This window comes from Corallococcus sp. AB030 (genome assembly GCF_003668965.1).
GTDB lineage: Bacteria > Myxococcota > Myxococcia > Myxococcales > Myxococcaceae > Corallococcus > Corallococcus exiguus.
Genome location: NZ_RAWQ01000038.1, coordinates 1 through 17,435, shown reverse-complemented (window position 1 = coordinate 17,435; position 17,435 = coordinate 1). Strand labels below are relative to the sequence as shown.

25 protein-coding genes are annotated in these 17,435 nt (G+C 69.5%); 15 read left to right on the top strand and 10 right to left on the bottom strand.

Annotated features, from left to right (window positions below; all coding sequences use genetic code 11):
* The first annotated feature begins 4 nt into the window (after positions 1 to 4).
* Together sugE and D7Y15_RS12455 are read left to right on the top strand one after the other, a co-directional pair.
* Positions 5 to 334, top strand: coding sequence for a quaternary ammonium compound efflux SMR transporter SugE (gene sugE, locus D7Y15_RS12460; protein WP_120575499.1), 330 nt, complete (start codon positions 5 to 7; stop codon positions 332 to 334).
* A 105-nt stretch (positions 335 to 439) separates the two neighbouring features.
* A complete protein-coding gene (locus D7Y15_RS12455) occupies positions 440 to 1,189 on the top strand; it encodes a glutathione S-transferase (RefSeq protein WP_121752690.1) in 750 nt (249 codons plus the stop codon).
* Here the strand turns inward: D7Y15_RS12455 and D7Y15_RS12450 are convergent.
* Genes D7Y15_RS12450 through D7Y15_RS12440 form a run of 3 tightly spaced genes read right to left on the bottom strand, consistent with a single transcriptional unit; the run spans position 1,153 to position 2,644 of the window.
* Positions 1,153 to 1,449 (bottom strand): Carotenogenesis protein CarS, encoded by a 297-nt coding sequence (locus D7Y15_RS12450; RefSeq protein WP_120575497.1) that lies wholly within the window; start codon positions 1,447 to 1,449, stop codon positions 1,153 to 1,155. The two genes, D7Y15_RS12455 and D7Y15_RS12450, sit on opposite strands and share 37 nt — an antisense overlap.
* The gene (locus D7Y15_RS12445; RefSeq protein WP_121752689.1) at positions 1,446 to 2,105 is read right to left on the bottom strand and encodes an NrsF family protein; all 660 of its coding nucleotides are present in this window, start codon (positions 2,103 to 2,105) and stop codon (positions 1,446 to 1,448) included. The genes D7Y15_RS12450 and D7Y15_RS12445 overlap by 4 nt, the downstream gene beginning before the upstream one ends.
* Positions 2,102 to 2,644 (bottom strand): RNA polymerase sigma factor, encoded by a 543-nt coding sequence (locus D7Y15_RS12440; RefSeq protein ID WP_014396684.1) that lies wholly within the window; start codon positions 2,642 to 2,644, stop codon positions 2,102 to 2,104. The genes D7Y15_RS12445 and D7Y15_RS12440 overlap by 4 nt, the downstream gene beginning before the upstream one ends.
* A gap of 188 nt (positions 2,645 to 2,832) precedes the next feature.
* On the opposite strand from D7Y15_RS12440, the gene D7Y15_RS12435 reads away from it, so the two are divergent.
* Both D7Y15_RS12435 and D7Y15_RS12430 read left to right on the top strand, forming a co-directional pair.
* Positions 2,833 to 3,369, top strand: a complete 537-nt coding sequence (locus D7Y15_RS12435; RefSeq protein ID WP_121752688.1) for a DUF2378 family protein — start codon at positions 2,833 to 2,835, stop codon at positions 3,367 to 3,369.
* Positions 3,370 to 3,444: 75 nt separating this feature from the next.
* Positions 3,445 to 3,933 (top strand): peptidylprolyl isomerase, encoded by a 489-nt coding sequence (locus D7Y15_RS12430; protein ID WP_120581329.1) that lies wholly within the window; start codon positions 3,445 to 3,447, stop codon positions 3,931 to 3,933.
* On the opposite strand, the gene D7Y15_RS12425 is transcribed toward D7Y15_RS12430, so the two are convergent.
* The 6 genes from D7Y15_RS12425 to D7Y15_RS12400 form a co-directional block, all read right to left on the bottom strand.
* Complete coding sequence (locus D7Y15_RS12425; protein ID WP_121752687.1) at positions 3,927 to 5,201, bottom strand: DEAD/DEAH box helicase; 1,275 nt, start codon at positions 5,199 to 5,201, stop codon at positions 3,927 to 3,929. The genes D7Y15_RS12430 and D7Y15_RS12425 overlap by 7 nt on opposite strands.
* A 96-nt stretch (positions 5,202 to 5,297) precedes the next feature.
* Entirely contained in the window at positions 5,298 to 6,152 is an 855-nt protein-coding gene (gene fghA / locus D7Y15_RS12420) for an S-formylglutathione hydrolase (RefSeq protein WP_121752686.1), read from the bottom strand.
* The gene (locus D7Y15_RS12415; RefSeq protein WP_014396689.1) at positions 6,149 to 7,261 is read right to left on the bottom strand and encodes an S-(hydroxymethyl)glutathione dehydrogenase/class III alcohol dehydrogenase; all 1,113 of its coding nucleotides are present in this window, start codon (positions 7,259 to 7,261) and stop codon (positions 6,149 to 6,151) included. The genes fghA and D7Y15_RS12415 overlap by 4 nt, the downstream gene beginning before the upstream one ends.
* A 100-nt stretch (positions 7,262 to 7,361) precedes the next feature.
* Positions 7,362 to 8,102 (bottom strand): response regulator transcription factor, encoded by a 741-nt coding sequence (locus tag D7Y15_RS12410; RefSeq protein WP_121752685.1) that lies wholly within the window; start codon positions 8,100 to 8,102, stop codon positions 7,362 to 7,364.
* A 20-nt stretch (positions 8,103 to 8,122) separates the two neighbouring features.
* Positions 8,123 to 9,406 carry a sensor histidine kinase gene (locus D7Y15_RS12405; protein ID WP_120581056.1) on the bottom strand — a complete coding sequence of 428 codons (1,284 nt, stop codon included), beginning with the start codon at positions 9,404 to 9,406 and terminating at the stop codon, positions 8,123 to 8,125.
* Between the two features lie 91 nt (positions 9,407 to 9,497).
* Complete coding sequence (locus tag D7Y15_RS12400) at positions 9,498 to 9,917, bottom strand: hypothetical protein (RefSeq protein ID WP_121752684.1); 420 nt, start codon at positions 9,915 to 9,917, stop codon at positions 9,498 to 9,500.
* A gap of 123 nt (positions 9,918 to 10,040) precedes the next feature.
* Between D7Y15_RS12400 and D7Y15_RS12395 the strand changes: the two genes are divergently transcribed.
* The 9 genes from D7Y15_RS12395 (at position 10,041) to D7Y15_RS12355 (ending at position 15,100) form a co-directional block, all read left to right on the top strand.
* A complete protein-coding gene (locus D7Y15_RS12395; protein ID WP_120581054.1) occupies positions 10,041 to 10,817 on the top strand; it encodes a HesA/MoeB/ThiF family protein in 777 nt (258 codons plus the stop codon).
* Positions 10,805 to 11,044 (top strand): sulfurtransferase TusA family protein, encoded by a 240-nt coding sequence (locus D7Y15_RS12390; protein ID WP_014396694.1) that lies wholly within the window; start codon positions 10,805 to 10,807, stop codon positions 11,042 to 11,044. Before D7Y15_RS12395 ends, D7Y15_RS12390 begins: the two co-directional genes overlap by 13 nt.
* Positions 11,045 to 11,048: 4 nt before the next feature.
* Positions 11,049 to 11,321, top strand: a complete 273-nt coding sequence (locus D7Y15_RS12385; protein ID WP_121752683.1) for a ubiquitin-like small modifier protein 1 — start codon at positions 11,049 to 11,051, stop codon at positions 11,319 to 11,321.
* Positions 11,322 to 11,331: 10 nt separating this feature from the next.
* Positions 11,332 to 11,964: a ThiF family adenylyltransferase gene (locus tag D7Y15_RS12380; RefSeq protein ID WP_120581052.1), complete on the top strand. Its 633-nt coding sequence runs from the start codon at positions 11,332 to 11,334 to the stop codon at positions 11,962 to 11,964.
* On the top strand, positions 11,928 to 12,416 hold the full coding sequence (locus D7Y15_RS12375; RefSeq protein WP_120581051.1) for a Mov34/MPN/PAD-1 family protein: 489 nt from the start codon (positions 11,928 to 11,930) through the stop codon (positions 12,414 to 12,416). Before D7Y15_RS12380 ends, D7Y15_RS12375 begins: the two co-directional genes overlap by 37 nt.
* A gap of 157 nt (positions 12,417 to 12,573) precedes the next feature.
* Positions 12,574 to 13,344 (top strand): adenylyl-sulfate kinase, encoded by a 771-nt coding sequence (gene cysC / locus D7Y15_RS12370; protein WP_120581050.1) that lies wholly within the window; start codon positions 12,574 to 12,576, stop codon positions 13,342 to 13,344.
* 89 nt (positions 13,345 to 13,433) lie between these two features.
* Positions 13,434 to 14,336: an ATP-dependent sacrificial sulfur transferase LarE gene (gene larE / locus D7Y15_RS12365; RefSeq protein ID WP_121752682.1), complete on the top strand. Its 903-nt coding sequence runs from the start codon at positions 13,434 to 13,436 to the stop codon at positions 14,334 to 14,336.
* Entirely contained in the window at positions 14,333 to 14,872 is a 540-nt protein-coding gene (locus D7Y15_RS12360) for a hypothetical protein (protein WP_233604912.1), read from the top strand. The genes larE and D7Y15_RS12360 overlap by 4 nt, the downstream gene beginning before the upstream one ends.
* Before the next feature lie 63 nt (positions 14,873 to 14,935).
* Positions 14,936 to 15,100 (top strand): ribbon-helix-helix domain-containing protein, encoded by a 165-nt coding sequence (locus tag D7Y15_RS12355; protein ID WP_014396701.1) that lies wholly within the window; start codon positions 14,936 to 14,938, stop codon positions 15,098 to 15,100.
* Between the two features lie 9 nt (positions 15,101 to 15,109).
* Here the strand turns inward: D7Y15_RS12355 and D7Y15_RS12350 are convergent, their stop codons facing one another.
* On the bottom strand, positions 15,110 to 15,970 hold the full coding sequence (locus D7Y15_RS12350) for a tRNA pseudouridine(38-40) synthase TruA (protein ID WP_120581048.1): 861 nt from the start codon (positions 15,968 to 15,970) through the stop codon (positions 15,110 to 15,112).
* A 43-nt stretch (positions 15,971 to 16,013) separates the two neighbouring features.
* Here D7Y15_RS12350 and D7Y15_RS12345 point away from each other — a divergent pair, with 43 nt between their 5' ends.
* A complete protein-coding gene (locus D7Y15_RS12345) occupies positions 16,014 to 16,931 on the top strand; it encodes an AgmX/PglI C-terminal domain-containing protein (RefSeq protein ID WP_121752681.1) in 918 nt (305 codons plus the stop codon).
* 27 nt (positions 16,932 to 16,958) lie between these two features.
* Positions 16,959 to 17,435 (top strand): hypothetical protein (locus D7Y15_RS12340; RefSeq protein ID WP_169849696.1); only part of this gene is annotated, 477 nt, incomplete at its 3' end.

Below are 17,435 nucleotides of genomic sequence, written 5' to 3'. Positions count from 1 at the left end.
CGTCATGTCGCCGTCGTGGATCCTCCTCATCATCGCGGGCCTTCTCGAGGTCTGCTGGACGCTGGGCCTCAAGTACACGCAGGGCTTCACCCGACCGCTGCCCAGCGTGCTCACGGTGGCCGCCATCATCGCGAGCATGGGCCTCCTGGGCCTCGCGGTGAAGCAGCTCCCCATCGGCACGGCCTACGCCGTCTGGGTGGGCATCGGCGCGGCCGGCGCGGCGATCGCGGGCATGGTGCTCTTCCATGAGCCCGCCACGCCCTCGCGCCTGTTCTTCCTGGTCCTGATGATCGTCGCCATCATCGGGCTGAAGGTCACCAGCGGAACGCACTGACCTCAAGACCGTGGGGGAGTGAACCCTCCTCGTAGATGGGCTTCCAAAGCGCGCATCCCCCGAGCACAGGATGCGCGCCGGTTCCCATCACGCGAGGTGACGGCGATGAGCGACGCGAAGTTCGAGCTGTACTACTGGCCCGGCATCCCCGGCCGGGGCGAGTTCGTGCGGCTGGTGCTGGAGGAGGCGGGCGCGGACTGGGTCGACGTGGGCCTCCTGCCCGAAGCCCAGGGCGGCGGCGCCAAGGCCATCACGGCGATGATTTCCAAGGGCTCCGTGCCCGCGTACGCGCCGCCCGTGCTCAAGGTGGGCGACGTCGTCTTCTCCCAGGCGCCCAACATCTGCTCCTACCTGGGTGAGCGCTTCGGCCTGGTCCCCGCGGACGAAGCCTCGCGTCTCCATGCCCGTCAATTTCAGCTCACCGTCGCGGACGCGGTCGCGGAAGCACATGACACGCACCACCCGCTCGCCGTGATGAAGTACTACGACGAGCAGAAGGACGCCGCGAAGCAGCGCGCCGAGGATTTCCGCACCCAGCGCATCCCGAAGTTCCTGGGCTATTTCGAACGCGTGTTGAAGGCAAACACGCAGGGCGGCGGGAAGTTCCTCCTGGGCCGCGACTTCTCCTATCCGGAACTGGCGCTATACCAACTGGTGGAAGGCCTGCTGTATGCCTTTCCCAATGCCATGCGCCGCGTCGCCCCGGAGGTTCCCGGCGTGATGGCCTTGCGTCAGCGCGTCGCGGAGCGCCCTCGCATCGCTGCCTACAAGAAATCCCCGCGCGCCCAGCCCTTCAACCCGCACGGCATCTTCCGGCACTACCCGGAGCTGGACGACCCGAACGCGACGAAGTGACCCTGGGGCACCTCGACGATCTCCCGGGCGAAGAACAGGTCCTCGCCCACGCCGGCCACGCGCACCTGGATGAGCGGGTCGCTCGGGTACTGCATGGGCGGATCGTCGAACACCAGCGCCACGACGACGCCCACGCGGCCCAGGAAGCGCTCCGACACGGAGTCATCCGGCTCCGTGCGGACGATCATCACCGCCGCGCCCATGCGCACCGGCGCGCCGTCCACGTCTTCCATCAAGATGAGCGAGGGGTCGTGCTTCATGGTGCGTAGGTCCGGGGTTTGAGTCGTTTCGACAGCGCCCAGGTCACGAGCGTCAACAGCGCCCATGCCCCCAGGTGATAGGTGGCCACGTGGCCGGGGCCCTGCTCACACGCCAGCTCGCCCACGACCGCGCCCACCGTCCCCACCGCCAGCCCCGCCACCGTCGCGCGCAGCGGGTCGAACACCGCCGACCGCAACGCGACCAGCGCCACCACCAGGGGCACCAACGCCAGCGCCACGTGGCTCACTGTGCACACCCACTCGGGGAGGCTGGAAGGGCCCCGCGGGGTGGCCCGCGTCAGCACCAGCAGCGCGGAGCTCACCAGCGCCATGCCCACGCCCACCCAGCGCAGCCTGCGCCCTCGCGGGGACAGCGCTCCCCAGGAGCACACCGCGCTCGTGGACAGCAGCATCGCCAGCAGGGGCGCGCGGCCCATCAGCATCGAGCCCGTGGTGCGCCCCAGCGCCAGGAACACGCCCATCACCGCGAGCGCCATGCCCGCGGACGCCGCGAACACGCCCAACGCCTGCGAACGCCACCCCCGCACCGGCCGCTTCAGGGCCAGCTCCGCGCGCGATGCCGCCAGCGCGCGCTCCATCGCCTTCGGGTCCAGGCGGGGCGGGGTGGACCGCCATGGGTCGTTCGGAGGGCTCATGACACGTCCTCCAGTCCGCCCAGCAACTCACGCAGCTTCTCGTAGCCCCGGTGTGCCCGGAGCCGGGCCGCGCCCGCGCGGATGCCGCGCATCTCGGCGATCTCCTCGAAGGACCAGCCCTCCATCTTGCTCAGCACCACCGCCTCGCGCTGCTCCACGGGCAATTGCTGGAGCGCGTCCTCGATGCGCCGGCGCATGGCCGGGTCCCCGTCCGGCGCGGGCACCGACGTGGGTCCGTCCTGCGGCGCGTGCGCGTGCGCGTCCACGTGCTGCTGATGCCGCAGCGCGTCCCGGGCCGCGTTCGCCGCGATGGTGAGCAGCCAGGGGGTGAAGCGGGTGCCGCGCTCGTAGCGGCCCCGGGCGCGGATGACGGAAAGGAAGGTCGTCTGCATGAGGTCCTCCGCCAGCGGCCCGTCCCTCACCATGCGGGCGAGGAAGCCGTGCACACGCCCGGCATGCCGGGCGAACAGCGCCTCGAACGCCGGCTCGTCTCCCTGGCGAAACTGGTCCATGAGCACTTCGTCCGTAACGCCTTCCATCGTCTGGCTCACGGACGGCCCTGCTCGGAAATCGTTTCCAAGGGCGGTCGATTGCCTCCTTGGAGGCTCCAAAGCCTTGAAACGACAAGCGCTGGACGTGACATCGCCGGAGGGCTCGCTTCCAGGACCCGAAAGGGTAGTGTCGCGCGCCTTACAGGTTTCAACGCGTTTCCCCAATTCGAGCGTCCATGTCCCCGGCCGAGGTCGTCATCCAGTCCACGCTGTTCGAATCGCTGCTGCGCTGCGTGCGGTTGGACAACGCGTTGCGCGAGCGGATGGCGGCGGCTGGCTATGACCCGGACCGGCCCAGGGCCAGCTATCCGGCGTCGGTGTTCCAGCGCTGCCAGAACCTGGTGCTGCAGGCCGCGTACGCGGGCCGGCCTCGCGAGGAGGCCCTGCGGCAGATGGGCCGGGACCTGGTGCGCGGCTACTTCGAGACGCTGGTGGGCAAGGTCGTGAACGTGGCCCTGAAGGTCGCGGGCCCGGACCGCGCGATGAAGCGGGTGGCGCTGAGCTTCCGCTCCGTGATGGAGCCGGTGGAGATCACCTCCACGGAGCTGGGCCCCAAGGACTGGCGGGTGACCTTCCAGGGCTATCCCTTCCCGGCGGAGGCCGCGGCGGGGTGTTGCGAGGAGGCGCTGCGTCAGGCCGGGGCCGCCAATGCCAACGCGGTGCTGGAGTCCGACGACGGACTCGGCCGTTTCGAGCTGCACATGCGCTGGTAGGACGTCCCTGTGCACGCCGTAACGGTGATCATCATCCTTCCACCGCGACATGACTGAATGCGCTATGAGGGCCCCATGAAAATCGGCAAGGACAGTGTTGTCGCCATTGACTACAAGCTGCACCTCGGCGACGGGAAGACCGTGGACGAGAGCGAGGCGGGCGAGCCGCTCGTCTACCTGCACGGCTACGAGGAGATCGTCCCCGGCCTGGAGAAGGCGCTGGAGGGCAAGTCCGCGGGCGAGTCGCTGAAGACGGTCGTCTCCGCGGCGGACGGCTACGGCGACTACGATCCGGAAGGCGTCGAGGAGGTCCCCCGGACCGAGTTCCCCGAGGACCTGGAGATCAAGGCCGGCGGCATCCTGAGCGCCACGGATCCGGAGGGCGACGAGGTCGACTTCCTGGTGAAGGAAGTGCGCAAGGACACGGTGCTGGTGGACTTCAACCACCCGTTCGCCGGCAAGGAACTGCACTTCGAGGTCTCCATCAAGGAAGTGCGCGCCGCCACGCCCGAGGAACTCGAGCACGGCCACGCGCACGGCCCCGACGACGACCACGATCACTGACCGGCGGGACCCTTCGGCCGGCCCTTGCCGTGCGTCCGGGCATGCCGCCCGGGCGCCGCGCCTTCGGGCCGCTTGGAGCGTCCATGGTCGGCCTGGGGCGGTCCCGGGTCGCGCTGCTTCGCCGCGAACGCCTCCATCTCCCGCTTGAAGAGGGGGTCCCTGCGCGGCACCTCCGTGCGCGGAAGCTCCTGGCGGATGATGCGCTCGATGTCCTGGAGCGTGCGCCGCTCCACCTCCAGCGCGAACAACGAAGCCCGTCCACTGGCCGCCGCGCGAGCGGTGCGGCCAATGCGGTGCACGTAGTCCTCCGGCCCGTGAGGCACGTCCATGCTGATGACGTGGCCAATGTCATCCACGTCCAGTCCGCGCGCCGCCAGGTCGGTGGCCACGAGGCAGCGGTACTGCCCGCGGCGGAATCCCTCCAATGCCTGACGCCGCTGCGCCTGCGTGCGGCCCGCGTGCAGGGCGGCGGACTTGTGGCCCGCGGCGGCGAGCAGTTCCTTCATCTTGTCCGCGCGCTGCTGGGTGCGCACGAACACGAGCGCGCTGGCCTGATCCTGTGAGAGCAGCGTGAGGAGCAGGGGCCACTTCTCCTCGGGCTTCACGATGTAGAGGTGCTGTTCGGCGCGGGGCGCGGGCGTACCGCTGGGCGTCACCTCCACGCGCACCGGCTTGTGCAGGGCGCGCTGTCCGAAGCGCGTCACGTCCGCGCCCAGGGTGGCGGAGAACAGCAGCGTCTGGCGCTGGCGGGGCAGCGCGTAGAGGATCTGGTTGATCTGCGGCAGGAAGCCCATGTCGAGCATCCGGTCCGCTTCATCCAGCACCAGCGTCTGGATGCGCGACAGGTTCACGGCCTTCACGCCCAGCAGGTCCACGAGCCGGCCCGGCGTGGCCACGATGAGGGTGGGACGTGAATTCAGCGCATCCACCTGCGCGTTCATGTCCTCGCCGCCGACGATGAGGACGGGCATGACGCCCAGGGGCTCACCGAAGAAGCGGGCCTGCTCCTCCACCTGCTGCGCCAGTTCGCGCGTGGGAGTGAGGATGAGGCCCCGGGTGCCCTTCTCGCCCGCGAAGCGCTCAATCATGGGGAGCAGGTAGGCGGCCGTCTTGCCGGTGCCAGTGGCCGCGCAGCCGATGACGTCGCGGCCGGACAGCGCGGGCGGGATGGCCTGCGCCTGGATGGGCGTGGGGGTACCGAAGCGGGCACGCTTCACGGCGCCCAGCGTTTCGGGGGACAGGCCCAGGGACTTGAAGGAAGCAGTCATGCCCCACGCCTCCCACGTCCGGGCCGGAGAGGGAAGGGGGATTGAGGGGGAGAGCGCCCCGGACCGTGTAGGCCCGGGGCGCGCCAGGGGCTGTTTTCAGCCCGCGTTCAGCGCCGCGCCGTGGTGGCGCAGGTGGTCTTCCATGAACGTGGAGACGAAGTAGTAGCCGTGGTCGTACCCCTCCTGCATGCGCAGGGTGAGGGGCTGGCCCGCCGCCTCGCAGGCTTCCTTGAGGAAGTGCGGGTGCAGCTGGTCCGGCAGGAACTTGTCCTTCGTCCCCTGGTCCACGAGCAGCGCCGGCACGCGCCGGCCGGCCTTCAAGAGCTCCGTGGCGTCGTACTCGCGCCACGTCTGCTCATCCGGCCCCAGGTATCCGCCAAAGGCCTTCTTGCCCCAGGGGCTGCGGATGGGAGCGCCAATGGGAGCGAACGCGGACACGGACTTGTACCGGCCCGGGTTCCGGAGCGCCGTCACCAGCGCGCCGTGCCCGCCCATCGAGTGCCCGAAGATGCCCTCGCGGTCCATGCGCGCGGGGAAGTGCGCGCCGATGATGCCGGGCAGCTCCTGGGTGATGTACGTGCCCATGCGGTAGCGCGCCTTCCACGGCTCCTGGGTGGCGTCCAGGTAGAAGCCCGCGCCGGTGCCGAAGTCCCAGTCCGTGTCCTCGCCCGGGATGCCCGCGCCGCGAGGACTGGTGTCCGGCGCCACGAGCATCAGCCCCAGCTCCGCCGCCACGCGCTGCGCGCCGCCCTTGGTGACGAAGGTCTCCTCCGTGCAGGTGAGGCCCGCCAGGTAGTACAGCACGGGCACCTTGCCGTGCTTCGCCTGGGGCGGGGTGAAGACGCTGAAGCGCATCTCACCGCCGCAGGCCTCGGACGGGTGCTTCCAGAAGGACTGCGCCCCCCCGAAGCACGCGTGCTCGCTGACGAGCGTGGGCGTCACTGCGCTCATCCGTACTTCACCACGCTGCGGATGGACTTGCCCTCGTGCATCAGGTCGAAGCCGTGGTTGATCTCCTCCAGCTTCAGCGTGTGCGTGATCAGCGGGTCGACCTGGATCTTCCCGTCCATGTACCAGTCGACGATCTTCGGCACGTCCGTGCGGCCGCGGGCACCGCCGAACGCGCTGCCCTTCCACACGCGGCCGGTGACGAGCTGGAACGGGCGGGTGCTGATCTCCTGCCCCGCGCCCGCCACGCCGATGATGATGCTCTCGCCCCAGCCGCGGTGGCAGCACTCCAGGGCCTGGCGCATCGTCTTCACGTTGCCGATGCACTCGAAGCTGTAGTCCGCGCCGCCGCCGGTGAGGTTCACCAGGTACGGGACGAGGTCGCCTTCCACTTCCTTCGGGTTCACGAAGTGCGTCATCCCGAACTTCTCCGCGATCTCCTTGCGAGCGGGGTTCAGGTCCACGCCGACGATCATGTCCGCGCCCACCATCCGCGCGGCCTGCACGACGTTCAGGCCGATGCCGCCCAGGCCGAAGACGACGACCTTCGCGCCGGCCTCCACCTTCGCGGTGTAGACGACGGCGCCCACGCCGGTGGTGACGCCGCAGCCGATGTAGCAGACCTTGTCGAAGGGGGCGTCCTCGCGGATCTTCGCCACCGCGATCTCCGGCAGCACCGTGAAGTTCGCGAACGTGGAGCAGCCCATGTAGTGGTGGATGGCCTGCTTGCCCAGGCGGAAGCGGCTGGTGCCATCCGGCATCAGGCCCTTGCCCTGCGTGGCGCGGATGGCCGTGCACAGGTTCGTCTTCTGGGACAGGCACGACTTACAGCCGCGGCACTCCGGCGTGTAGAGCGGGATGACGTGGTCGCCCTTCTTCACGCTGGTGACGCCCGGGCCCACGTCCACGACGATGCCCGCGCCCTCGTGGCCAAAGATGGCGGGGAACAGCCCTTCCGGGTCCGCGCCAGAGCGGGTGAACTCATCGGTGTGGCACAGGCCGGTGGCCTTCAGCTCGATCAGCACCTCGCCCGCCTTGGGGCCCTCCAGGTGCACGGTTTCGATGCTCAGGGGCTTGCCGGCCTCGAAGGCGACGGCGGCGCGGACGTCCATGGTGGGGCTCCTGTGAGTGGGGAACGAAGACTCCCCACCATAGAGGCCACGCACCGCGTCGTCCGTGAAAAGAAGCGGCCCGGCCCATCAGGGCCCGCTTCTAGACGGAGATCAGGCCCTTGCGGATGCCTTCGGTGACGGCCTCCACCCGGTTCGTCACTTCGAGTTTCCGGTAGATGTGCTCCAGGTGCGTGCGGATGGTCGCCTTGGAGAGCGACAGCAGCCGGGCCGCCTCGCTGTTGGACACGCCCTTGGCGATGAGCTGGAGGATCTCCCGCTCGCGGTCCGACAGCGGCTTGAGCAACGGCTCCTGCGCGGATGCCGGAGCCGCGGGCTCTGAGGCGGACGGCGCCACGGCCAGGGGCTCCGTGGGCACGGGCGCGGTGTCCGGCTCCACGCGGAAGTGGCGCAGCAGGCGCCGCGCGAGGTTCGGCTGGATGACCGTGCCGCCCGCGCGCACCTCCTTGATGGCCTCCACGATCTTGTCCACCGTGGCGCCCTTGAGCAGGTAGCCGGACGCGCCTGCCTTCACGGCTTCGAGGACTTTGTCCTCCTCGTCGAAGATGGTGAAGATCAGGATCTCCACCTTCGGGAAGCGCGCCTTCACCTCGCGAGTGACGTCGATGCCGCTCATGCGCGGCAGCCCCAGGTCCAGCAGCAGCACGTCCGGCTGCTCGCGCTCCACCTCCACCAGCGCGGCCTCACCGGACAACGCGGTGCCCACGATGTCGATGTCCGGGTGGCCTTCGAAGAGGCGCAGCTGGTTCTTCAAGATCTTGGTCTGGTCCTCCACGACGAACACGCGGATGGGGAGGGCGGGGGCATTCGGTGTCGGGTCCACGGGGCGGGCTCCGGTGCGTGTCAGGCGGAAAGGCAGGGAAGGGAGAAGGCCACCTGGGCTCCGGCGCCGGGCGCCGAGTCCACCACGATGGAACCCCCGAGCTTCATCGCCCGCTCACGCATGTTGAGCAGGCCGTAGTGTCCGCGCGGCGTGCGGCCCGGGTCGAAGCCCTTGCCGTTGTCGCGGACCACCAGGTGCACGCCCTCCGCGCTGAAGTCCAGGCGCACCTGGACCTCCTTCGCCTCGGCGTGCTTCGCGGCGTTGGACAGACATTCCTGGAGGATGCGGAACAGCGCCAGCTGCGCGTCCGGGGGCAGCTTGCGCGTCAGGCCCGTGCGCTCGAAGCGGATGTCCTGCCCGGTGCGGTCGCGGAAGGTCTTGATGTAGTCCTCCAGGCCCTGCGCCAGCTCGAAGTCGTCGCGCATCATCCGCAGGTTGCGGCGCAGCTCCTCAATCGACTCCTCCGCGGTGGCCTTCATCTCGCGGATCTCCGTGCGCAGCCCGTCCTCGCGCGCGAGGTTCAGGATGTACTCCGCCTGGATGATCATCGAGGACAGGGACGCGCCCAGGCCGTCATGGATTTCGCGCGCCAGCCGGTTGCGCTCCTCCACCACCGCCAGCTCCTTCAGGTCGCCCTGCAGGGACACCACCTCGCGGTGCGCAGTGGCCTCGCGCTCGTTCAGATACACGAGCACGTAGACGATGATGAAGTTGAGCCCCAGGTACCAGAGCAGCGTGAGCAGCTCCACCGCCGTCACGGAGCGGTTGAGCAGCAGGTCCAGGCGCGTGGTGATGGGCAGCGCCAGCAGCGGCGGCAGGATGGCCAGCGGCTTGGGGAAGAGGATGGCGAAGAGCGTGGTGAAGAGCAGCTGCGTCGCCAGCAGCGGGCTTTGAAGACCGCCGCCCACTTGCGGCCGGGCGATGAGCACCACGGTGATCAGCAGGTCGCAGCACAGCGACAGGTACGTCACCCACCGGCCCGCCTTCGGGTGGTCGATGACGAGCAGGTTCGCGACGCTGTAGAGGAGCATCGCGAAGTAGCCCAGGAACGAGATGGGCCCGTTGAAGCCGAAGTAGCCGCTCCACGCGGGCACCGCGAGGATGAGCAGGCCCAACGTGAGGAACATCATCCGCGCGTAGAACAGCGCGCGGGCCCGGGCGACGAAGCGGTCCTGCTCCCAGGAGGCCGCCGCCTGCTCCGCGGACACGTTGTCCGTGAGGTTGCGGCGCTCCAGCACGGCGCGGACGCGGGCCTTCAGGTCATGGGCCGGGTGGTCGTCGCCGGGTCGGAGGTCGCTGTCCATTCGAGCGGCAGCTTACGGGACCTTCCCGGGGAGCGGAATTCCCGGCAAGCCGCCAGGTCAGCGTCCTGGCGGGTGCGGAAGGGGAAACGCGCTACTTGGGGGCGCCTTCGTCCACGCACGCCTTCTTGGCCTCGGGCTGGCGCTCCAGGACGAAGTCCAGGCGGTCCTTCGTCTCTCCGGTGCGCTCGTCGAACAGGGGCGTGCCGCCCGCGTACATGGTGCCCTTCTGGCTGCCGTACTTGTCCAGGTTGTGGGTCTTGAGCCAGCCGTCCACGCAGGCCTCCAGGGCCAGGCGGTCGCTGGCACCCGAGTCATAGGTCACGGCGCTCGCGTCCTTCGTGCCAGCCTCGGCGGTGGCCTCCGGGGGAGCGGCCTCGCGGCCCGACTGGAGCTCCTCCTTCACGGTGCCGGTCTGCGTGGCCGCGTCCGGGCTCTCCCCGGTGTTCTTGTGGCAGCCGACAGCCAGGGACAGCAGGGTGGAAAACACGAGCGCGCCGGTCAGGTTTTTCATATGTCCTGGCTGGTGAGGGCCGCTTGTGACGGCGGCGGGTAGGGAAGGCTTCGGGAGCGTCCTGAAGTCAGGACGTGGAGTCGCCGCACCATATTCGTTCGTTCCTCACGGAGCACCAGTCCCATGCACGGTTCGCCGGATACCGACCATCACGCACGCATTCCCCACGCCACCCGCATCGAGCGCGCGCGGGTGCTGGTCGTGGGAGCGGGCGGCCTGGGCTGTCCGGCGTCGCTCGCGCTGGCGCAGGGCGGTGTGGGCCACCTGACGTTGGTGGATCCGGACCGGGTGGACGTGACGAACCTCCCCCGGCAGCTCTGGCACCGCACCCAGGACGTGGGCCGCTTCAAGGCGGAGTCCGCCGCCGCCGGCCTCCTGCGCGCCTTCCCTGGCTTGAGCGTGGAGGCCCTGCCGGAGCGGCTGGACGCGGGCAACGCCGAAGCGCTCTTCCGCGAGCACGACCTGGTGGTGGACGCCACCGACGGCGTCGCCACCAAGTTCTTCCTGTCGGACGTGGCGGTGCTCACCGGCGTGCCGCTCGTATACGGCGGCGTGCTGCGCATGAACGGCCAGGCCTTGCGAATCGACCCCGGCGGCCCGTGCCTGCGGTGCCTCTATGAGGACGTGCCGCCCCCGGACGCGGTGCCCACTTGCGCGCAGGCGGGTGTGCTGGGCGCGATGGCGGGGCTCATCGGCGCGGTGCAGGCGCTGCTCGCGCTGGAGCTGCTGGCAGGCGCGGCCACGGGCCCCCGCGGTCAGGCCACGCTGCACGTGCTCGACGGCGAGACGCTGGAGGGGCGCACGGTGAAGGTGACGCGCGCGCCCGACTGCCCGGGGTGCGCCATCCAGACGCTGCCCCCGTTCCCTTCATCCCAGGAGGACACCGCATGCCCGACGTGACGGCGACGTTGGACATCACCCGCGAGGTGTGTCCGATGACCTACGTGCGCACCAAGCTGAAGCTGGAGTCGCTGCCTCCGGATACGCTGCTGGAGGTGCTGCTCAAGGGCGACGAGCCCTTGAAGAACGTGCCCCGCAGCGCGAAGGACGAGGGCCACGACGTGGTGTCCCTGGATCCACGTGGGGACGGCACGCACCGGTTGATCATCCGCAAGCGGGGGAAATGAGCCAATGGCCACGATTCGCATTCCGACACCCATGAGGACGCTGACGGGCAACCAGTCCGAGGTCCAGGCCACCGGCTCCACCGTGGGCGACGTGCTGCGCGACCTGGAAGCGCGCTATCCCGGCATGGGCGCGCGCCTCTTCGACGACAAGGGCGCCGTGCGCCGGTACGTGAACGTCTTCCTCAATGACGAGGACGTGCGCGCGCTCAAGGCCCTGGACACGCCCGTGAAGGACGCGGACCGGATCACCCTCATCCCCGCGATGGCGGGGGGCTGAAGGGGCCGTCATGGCGCTGCGCGAGGATCAGATTCTCCGCTACTCCCGGCAGATCCTCCTGAGGGACGTAGGTGGGCGCGGGCAGGAGGCCCTGCTGGCCGGCGGCGCGCGCGTGGACGGGCTGGGCGCTTCCGGCCTCACGGCCACGGCGTACCTGGCGGGCGGCGGTACTCCCGTGACGGGCGTGGGATCGCTGACCATGGGGCCCTGGTCGCCGGGGTTCCTCGCGTCCGCGCATGACGTGGGCCAGCCCGTGGCGGAGGTGCTGGCGCGCGTGGTGCCAGAGGTGAACCCGGACGCGGTGGGCACTCCCGGCGGCGGGCTGCTCGCGGAACTGCCAGCGGCCTGGAGCGGAGAGGCCCCCTGGGTCGCGCTGGGGGGCGACGGCGCGCGTGGCGCGGTGGTGTTCCGGGGCGCGGACGGGTGCGTCTGGTGCTTCGGTGAAACGGTGCGCCACCTGGGCACGCCACCGGATGGAGCCATGGGCGTGGCCCTGGGCGCCCTGGGCGCGCTCGTCTTCCAGCGGCTGCGGTTGGGACTGGGCCCGTCGCTGGGCGGCCGGTGGTTGAGCGCTCCGGGCTCGATGACGGACCTGGGACTCCGCCGGTGCTCGCGCTGCGCCGCGGCGGAAGCGAAGCCCTGATCCAGCACGCCCCGCCGGAAGTCCTCGCCACGATGATCCGCCACCTGGAGGCCGCGTGGCCCCAGGAAGGCTGCGGCGTGATCCTCCGGAGCGGGGCGGGGGAGGGTGACTCCTGGCGGGTCGTCCCGCTGCCCAACACCTCTCCCACGCCGCACGTCGCCTACGCCTTCGCCCCAGAGGTGTGGCTCCAGGTGTGCCTGGACGCGGACGCGCGACAGGAGGCGGCGGTCTGCGTCTTCCACTCGCACGTGGACGCGCCCGCCGTGTTCTCCTCCGAGGACCGACGCCAGGCCGCTCCCTCGGGAATCCCACTGCTGCCCCAGGTGTCCTACGTCGTGGTTGCCATACGCGGAGGCCGTGCCGCCTCCGCCTCCCGGTCTATTTGGAGCGCGGGCGATTTTCAGACTGTTCCGCTTGCATTGGCGGATTTCAGGTTTGAAAAAACCGTGTAAGGGCGGGAACTTGCCCTGCAACCGACCCCACCTGCGGAAAGGTGGGTCCGAATTGTCAAGTGACTGGGTTTTCGTCTATAAAGCGGTGGTCTATTGGATCTGCCGCGTCCCACGCCGCGTGCAAGAAGCGCTCCGGACGCAGGGAGTTAGAACCCTTATGGCCACCAACAACGGATTCACCCTCTGGCTCACCGGCATGTCCGGAACTGGGAAGACCACGACGGCCGCCTACATCGCGGCCCGGCTCCGCCAGGTCGGACGTAACGTGGAGGTCCTCGACGAGGGCGAACTCCATAACGACCTGTGGGCTGGCATCGGCGACACCAAGGACGAGCGCAACATGATCGTGCGCCGCCTGGGCTTCGTCGCCGGCCTCATGGCCCGCAACGGCGTGGCGGTGCTCGTCCCCTGCGTGAGCCCCTACAAGTCGAGCCGCGAGGAAGTGCGCCGCGCGGTGGGCAAGTACGTGGAGGTCTACGTCGACTGCCCCACGGAGAAGCTCATCGAGCGTGACTCCACCGGCAAGTACAAGAAGGCGCTCAACGGGGAGATCCCCAACTTCATCGGCATCACGGAGCCGTACGAGCCGCCCACCTCACCCGAGGTGACCATCTACTCCGACTCGGAGTCGGTGGAGGACGGTGGGACGAAGATCTTCCAGGCGCTGCTGGACCTGGGCCTGATGTCCACGGACGAGCTGAAGACCATCACCGGCAAGAAGATGAAGGCCAACCCGCTGCCGCCGAAGAAGGCCCGCCGCGACGAAGAGGACCCGCCGGTCCGCGTCGCCGCCGTGAAGGCCGCCAAGGCCCCCAAGGCGGACAAGGGCTCCAAGGGCGCCAAGGCGCGTCCGGCCACCCGCGCCGCCCGCGTGGGCAAGCCGGCCCCGGCCGCGAAGAAGAAGGCCGCCAAGGGCAAGGCCCGGTAGTCCCCACCGCTGTCCTGACTGTCGAAGGGCTCCAGGTTGCCCGCGCGATGCGCGTGCAATCCGGGGCCCTTCCGTTTTAGGAGTCCCCCATGCTGAGCCCCGAGCGGATTGAAGCCCTCTGTGAAGCGTCCCGCCCCAAGCTGGAGGCGATGCGCGAAGCCCTGCGCGCCCACGGCAGCGCGCTGGTGGCGTTCTCCGGCGGCGTGGACTCCACCTTCGTCCTCGCGATCGCGGCGGAGGTGCTGGGCGAGCGCGCCCTGGCGCTCACCGCGCTGTCCGCCTCCGTCGCCCCGGAGGAGGAGCGCGAGGCCCGCGAGCTGGCGGGCCGCCTGGGCGCCCGGCACGTCGTCGTCTCCAGCAACGAGCTGGCGAACCCCAGCTACGCCGCCAACCCCACCAACCGCTGCTACTTCTGCAAGACGGAGCTGTACGACCTCTGCGAGGCGAAGCGCGCGGAGCTGGGGCTGTCCGTGGTGCTGGACGGCTTCAACGCGGACGACTTCAAGGATCACCGGCCCGGCCACAAGGCCGCGAAGGAGCACCGGGTGGTGTCCCCCCTGGCGCAGGCCGGGCTCACCAAGGATGAGATCCGCGCGTGGAGCCGCAAGCTGGGGCTGCCCACCTGGGACAAGCCGCAGATGGCGTGCCTGGCGTCGCGCATCCCCTACGGCACCTCCGTGACGCGCGACCGGCTCCTGCAGATCGCCGCCGCGGAGTCGGAGCTGCGCGCGCTGGACTTCAAGCAGTTCCGCGTCCGCTACCACCAGGACGTGGCGCGCATCGAGCTGGCCAGCGAGGAGTACCCCCGCTTCTTCGAGGCTGGCATCCGCGAGCGGATCAACGGCGCCTTCAAGTCCCTGGGCTTCAAGTTCGTGGCCCTGGATCTGGAGCCCTTCCGCTCCGGCCGCCTCAACGAGGCCGCCGGCATCGCCCCTGCGGCCGGGGCAGGGCAGGGGAAGTCCGAGGGCTTCAAGCTCCCGGTGGTGGGGTGAAGGGTCTCCCCTCGGGTTTCCTGATCGCGCTGGGCCTGGCGCTGGCCACCCCCGCCGCCGCCGTGGAGTACCTGGATGATGGGCCGTACGCGCGCCGGCGCTCGCTGATCCTCACGGTGGGGCCCGGGGCCACGTACTCCGAACGGATCAGCGGGGACTCCGCCGTGTCCGGACTCGCCGGGCACCTGGATCTGGGGGCCGCGATCACCGTGGGCTACGGAGGGGACGAGGTGTTCCTCCTCGCGCGCGGCAGCACCGGCCGCCCGGGGGAGGATCTGGCGCTGATCACCGGCTACCGCAGCGTCTTCGGATCCGAGTCGTGGCGGACCTTCTTCGACCTGGGCGTTTCCGTGCGTCCGATTTCTGGGCCGTGGCTGGGGCCTCGCATAGGGTTCGGCGCCAGACACACCCTCTCGGATCATTTCGCGCTGTACGGCGGGCTCGGCTTCACGTTCGGGTTCGGCTCCGGACTGCGCGCGGACACCGAGCTCTTCACCGGGTTGCAGTGGATCATCCCGGTGGGTTCAGCCTCGTAGGTTGTTTTCTTGAGGTTGTCCGACATTGTGAGAGGGTGTGTGCATCTGTCGGAGGTTGCGCACTTGGACATGAATCCCCGCCTCACCTCGGTCGTGTTTCGTCTCAACCGCGAGAAGTTGGATGCCCTGAAGGAGCTGTCGCGCACCACGCGCATCCGTCAGAGCGAGTACCTCCGGGAGGCCATCTCGGATCTGCTGGCGAAGTACGAAGCGCGCTTCGTGGACTGAAGCGCCACGTCAGCCCGGCGGCGCTCCCGTGAAGGGTGGCGCGTCGGGCAGACCGGGCGGGTGGAGGCGCTCGCCGGGCCCGAAAGGGTCCACCGCGGAAGGATAGCGGACCTCCCACAACACCAGCCCATGCGCCGGGGCCTTGAAGCCGGGCAGGGCGGTTCCCGAATCCAGCGCCGCGTGCCACTGCTCCTCGGACAGGAGCCCCGCGGCCACCTTCAGCGCGCTGCCCACCAGGTACCGCACCTGGTAGCGCGCGAAGCCGTCTCCTTCCAGCCGCGCCTCGAAGAGCCCACCGCCCAGCTCCCGCAGGGTGGCGGACTGAAGCGTGCGCGGCTTCTGGGGACTGGAGCGCTCGTGGAACGCGGTGAAGTCCCGCGTGCCCACGGCGCGGGCGAGCAGTCCCTCCAGCTTCTCCGGCGTCACCCGGTGGCCTGCCTGGAGGGTGACATCCGCCGCCACGTCCAGCGCGTACGGCCTCCAGGCTTCCGGGGGCGGAGTGCCCAGCGTCAGGTGGTAGCGGTACTCCTTGCCGCTCGCGCTCCATTGCGCGTGAAAGGCGCCCGGCGGCCGCTTCGCGATGCACAGCCCCACGTCCGGGGACAGGTGCGGCGCCAGCCGCGCGGGCAGCGAATCCAGGGGGACATCCTCATTGAGGCGCAGGCTGATGACCTGCATCCGCGCGTGTACGCCCCGGTCGGTGCGCCCGGACGGCATCACCGTGGCCGGTGAGCCTGCCTGCTCCAGGGCGTTTTCGAGCGCGTCCTGGACCGTGGGACCTTCCACCTGGCGCTGGAAGCCGCGGAAGTTTCCGCCGCGATACCAAGTCCACAGTACGGCGGGAATTCGTCTGAGAGAGGTCCTTGCCACGGCGTTGCGGTGTCGATGGGAGAAACACGATACTCCCGCGCGAATGCTGGCCGCTCAAGAACTCGCGATGGACAGTGATGGGCAGTGGCTTTTCCGACAGGGCGACCTGGTGCTGGGGCCCATCACCGCGTCCCAGGTGGTGGAGAAGCTCTACACGGGGGAGCTGACCCCGGACAGCCAGGTGGCTCCGGCCGGAGAGCGGGAGTTCCGCAACCTCCGGGACACCGCCACCTTCCAGGTGCACATCGCGCGCTTCGAGGCGCAGGGCCGCGTCGCCCAGACGATGCTCGTCGAACAGGCCCGCAACCAGAAGCGGGTGAAGGTGCTGGCCGGCGTCGCCGCGGGCGTGGCGCTCCTGCTGGGCGTCACCGGCTGGTACCTGGCGCGCAACGCCGCCGTGTATGGCCTGTTCGGCGCGACCGAGGAGGGCGATGGCATCACCATGGACCCGCCCACCATCCGCCTGGCCCAGGCGCGCGGGGATGACGAAGACCTCTTCGCCTATCCGTCCAACGACCCTCGCCGCCCGGATCGCCCCGCGGGGCAGGGCAGCACCCCCGCCAAGCCCGCGGGAAGTGGCGCGGTGGCCAGCGCCGCCGTCGCGGGCAACCGGCCGCCGCCCCGCACGGGCAGCGTCTCCACGGATCCGGACGGCCTGGAGATGGCCCAGCAGTTCGACCAGGGCGCCATCAACCGCGTCGTCGCGGGCAACCAGTCCAAGCTCTTCCGCTGCTTCAAGGAAGAGGCCGAGCGCACGCCCGGTCTGGCCGCGAAGATCCCCATGGAGTTCGTCATCGGGAACGACGGGCGCGTGAACAAGCTGTGGGTAGACAACCCCCAGTTCAAGCAGGGCCCACTCTTCGAGTGCCTCTTCGCCGAGCTGAAGAAGTGGCCCTTCAAGGCCTACGACGGCGAGCGCGCCACCGTGGGGCTTTCGTTCAATATCGGCAAGCGAGGGTAGGGCGACTTTCTTGCCCACCCTCCGGACGTGCCCGATACAACAGGCATGTCCGCCTCTGTCGCCGAAGTCGAAATTGCCAAGAAGGCCATGAGCGTCCCCCCGGGGACGTTCCGCCACACCGTCCTGCTCGCCGCCAAGCGCTTCAAGTCCACCTGGGCGGAGCTGGGCAAGCTGCTCGTCCAGGTCCGGGACGAAGCGAAGTACGAGGAGTGGGGCCACGCCTCCTTCGAGGCCTACTGCCTCAAGGAGCTGCACATCAAGAAGCAGACGGCGCTCAAGCTCACGCGCTCGTTCAGCTTCCTGGCCAAGCACGAAGCCCCGGAAGAGCTCCAGCAGCACGAGTTCCCGGAGAAGGCCCCCGCCTTCGAGGTGGTGGAAGTCCTGGCCGACGCGGAAGAGCGGGGCCAGCTGTCCCCCACGGAATACAAGTCGCTGCGCGACAGCATCTGGAGCCCGGAGAAGTCCCCCACGGAGCTCAAGAAGGAATTCGCCGAGCGCTTCCCC

Coding starts and splice junctions, on each gene's coding strand:
- sugE (WP_120575499.1), top strand. CDS start 5: ATGTCGCCGTCGTGGATCCTCCTCATCATCGCGGGCCTTCTCGAGGTC.
- D7Y15_RS12455 (WP_121752690.1), top strand. CDS start 440: ATGAGCGACGCGAAGTTCGAGCTGTACTACTGGCCCGGCATCCCCGGC.
- D7Y15_RS12450 (WP_120575497.1), bottom strand. CDS start 1,449: ATGAAGCACGACCCCTCGCTCATCTTGATGGAAGACGTGGACGGCGCG.
- D7Y15_RS12445 (WP_121752689.1), bottom strand. CDS start 2,105: ATGAGCCCTCCGAACGACCCATGGCGGTCCACCCCGCCCCGCCTGGAC.
- D7Y15_RS12440 (WP_014396684.1), bottom strand. CDS start 2,644: ATGGAAGGCGTTACGGACGAAGTGCTCATGGACCAGTTTCGCCAGGGA.
- D7Y15_RS12435 (WP_121752688.1), top strand. CDS start 2,833: ATGTCCCCGGCCGAGGTCGTCATCCAGTCCACGCTGTTCGAATCGCTG.
- D7Y15_RS12430 (WP_120581329.1), top strand. CDS start 3,445: ATGAAAATCGGCAAGGACAGTGTTGTCGCCATTGACTACAAGCTGCAC.
- D7Y15_RS12425 (WP_121752687.1), bottom strand. CDS start 5,201: ATGACTGCTTCCTTCAAGTCCCTGGGCCTGTCCCCCGAAACGCTGGGC.
- fghA (WP_121752686.1), bottom strand. CDS start 6,152: ATGAGCGCAGTGACGCCCACGCTCGTCAGCGAGCACGCGTGCTTCGGG.
- D7Y15_RS12415 (WP_014396689.1), bottom strand. CDS start 7,261: ATGGACGTCCGCGCCGCCGTCGCCTTCGAGGCCGGCAAGCCCCTGAGC.
- D7Y15_RS12405 (WP_120581056.1), bottom strand. CDS start 9,406: ATGGACAGCGACCTCCGACCCGGCGACGACCACCCGGCCCATGACCTG.
- D7Y15_RS12400 (WP_121752684.1), bottom strand. CDS start 9,917: ATGAAAAACCTGACCGGCGCGCTCGTGTTTTCCACCCTGCTGTCCCTG.
- D7Y15_RS12395 (WP_120581054.1), top strand. CDS start 10,041: ATGCACGGTTCGCCGGATACCGACCATCACGCACGCATTCCCCACGCC.
- D7Y15_RS12390 (WP_014396694.1), top strand. CDS start 10,805: ATGCCCGACGTGACGGCGACGTTGGACATCACCCGCGAGGTGTGTCCG.
- D7Y15_RS12385 (WP_121752683.1), top strand. CDS start 11,049: ATGGCCACGATTCGCATTCCGACACCCATGAGGACGCTGACGGGCAAC.
- D7Y15_RS12380 (WP_120581052.1), top strand. CDS start 11,332: ATGGCGCTGCGCGAGGATCAGATTCTCCGCTACTCCCGGCAGATCCTC.
- cysC (WP_120581050.1), top strand. CDS start 12,574: ATGGCCACCAACAACGGATTCACCCTCTGGCTCACCGGCATGTCCGGA.
- larE (WP_121752682.1), top strand. CDS start 13,434: ATGCTGAGCCCCGAGCGGATTGAAGCCCTCTGTGAAGCGTCCCGCCCC.
- D7Y15_RS12345 (WP_121752681.1), top strand. CDS start 16,014: ATGCTGGCCGCTCAAGAACTCGCGATGGACAGTGATGGGCAGTGGCTT.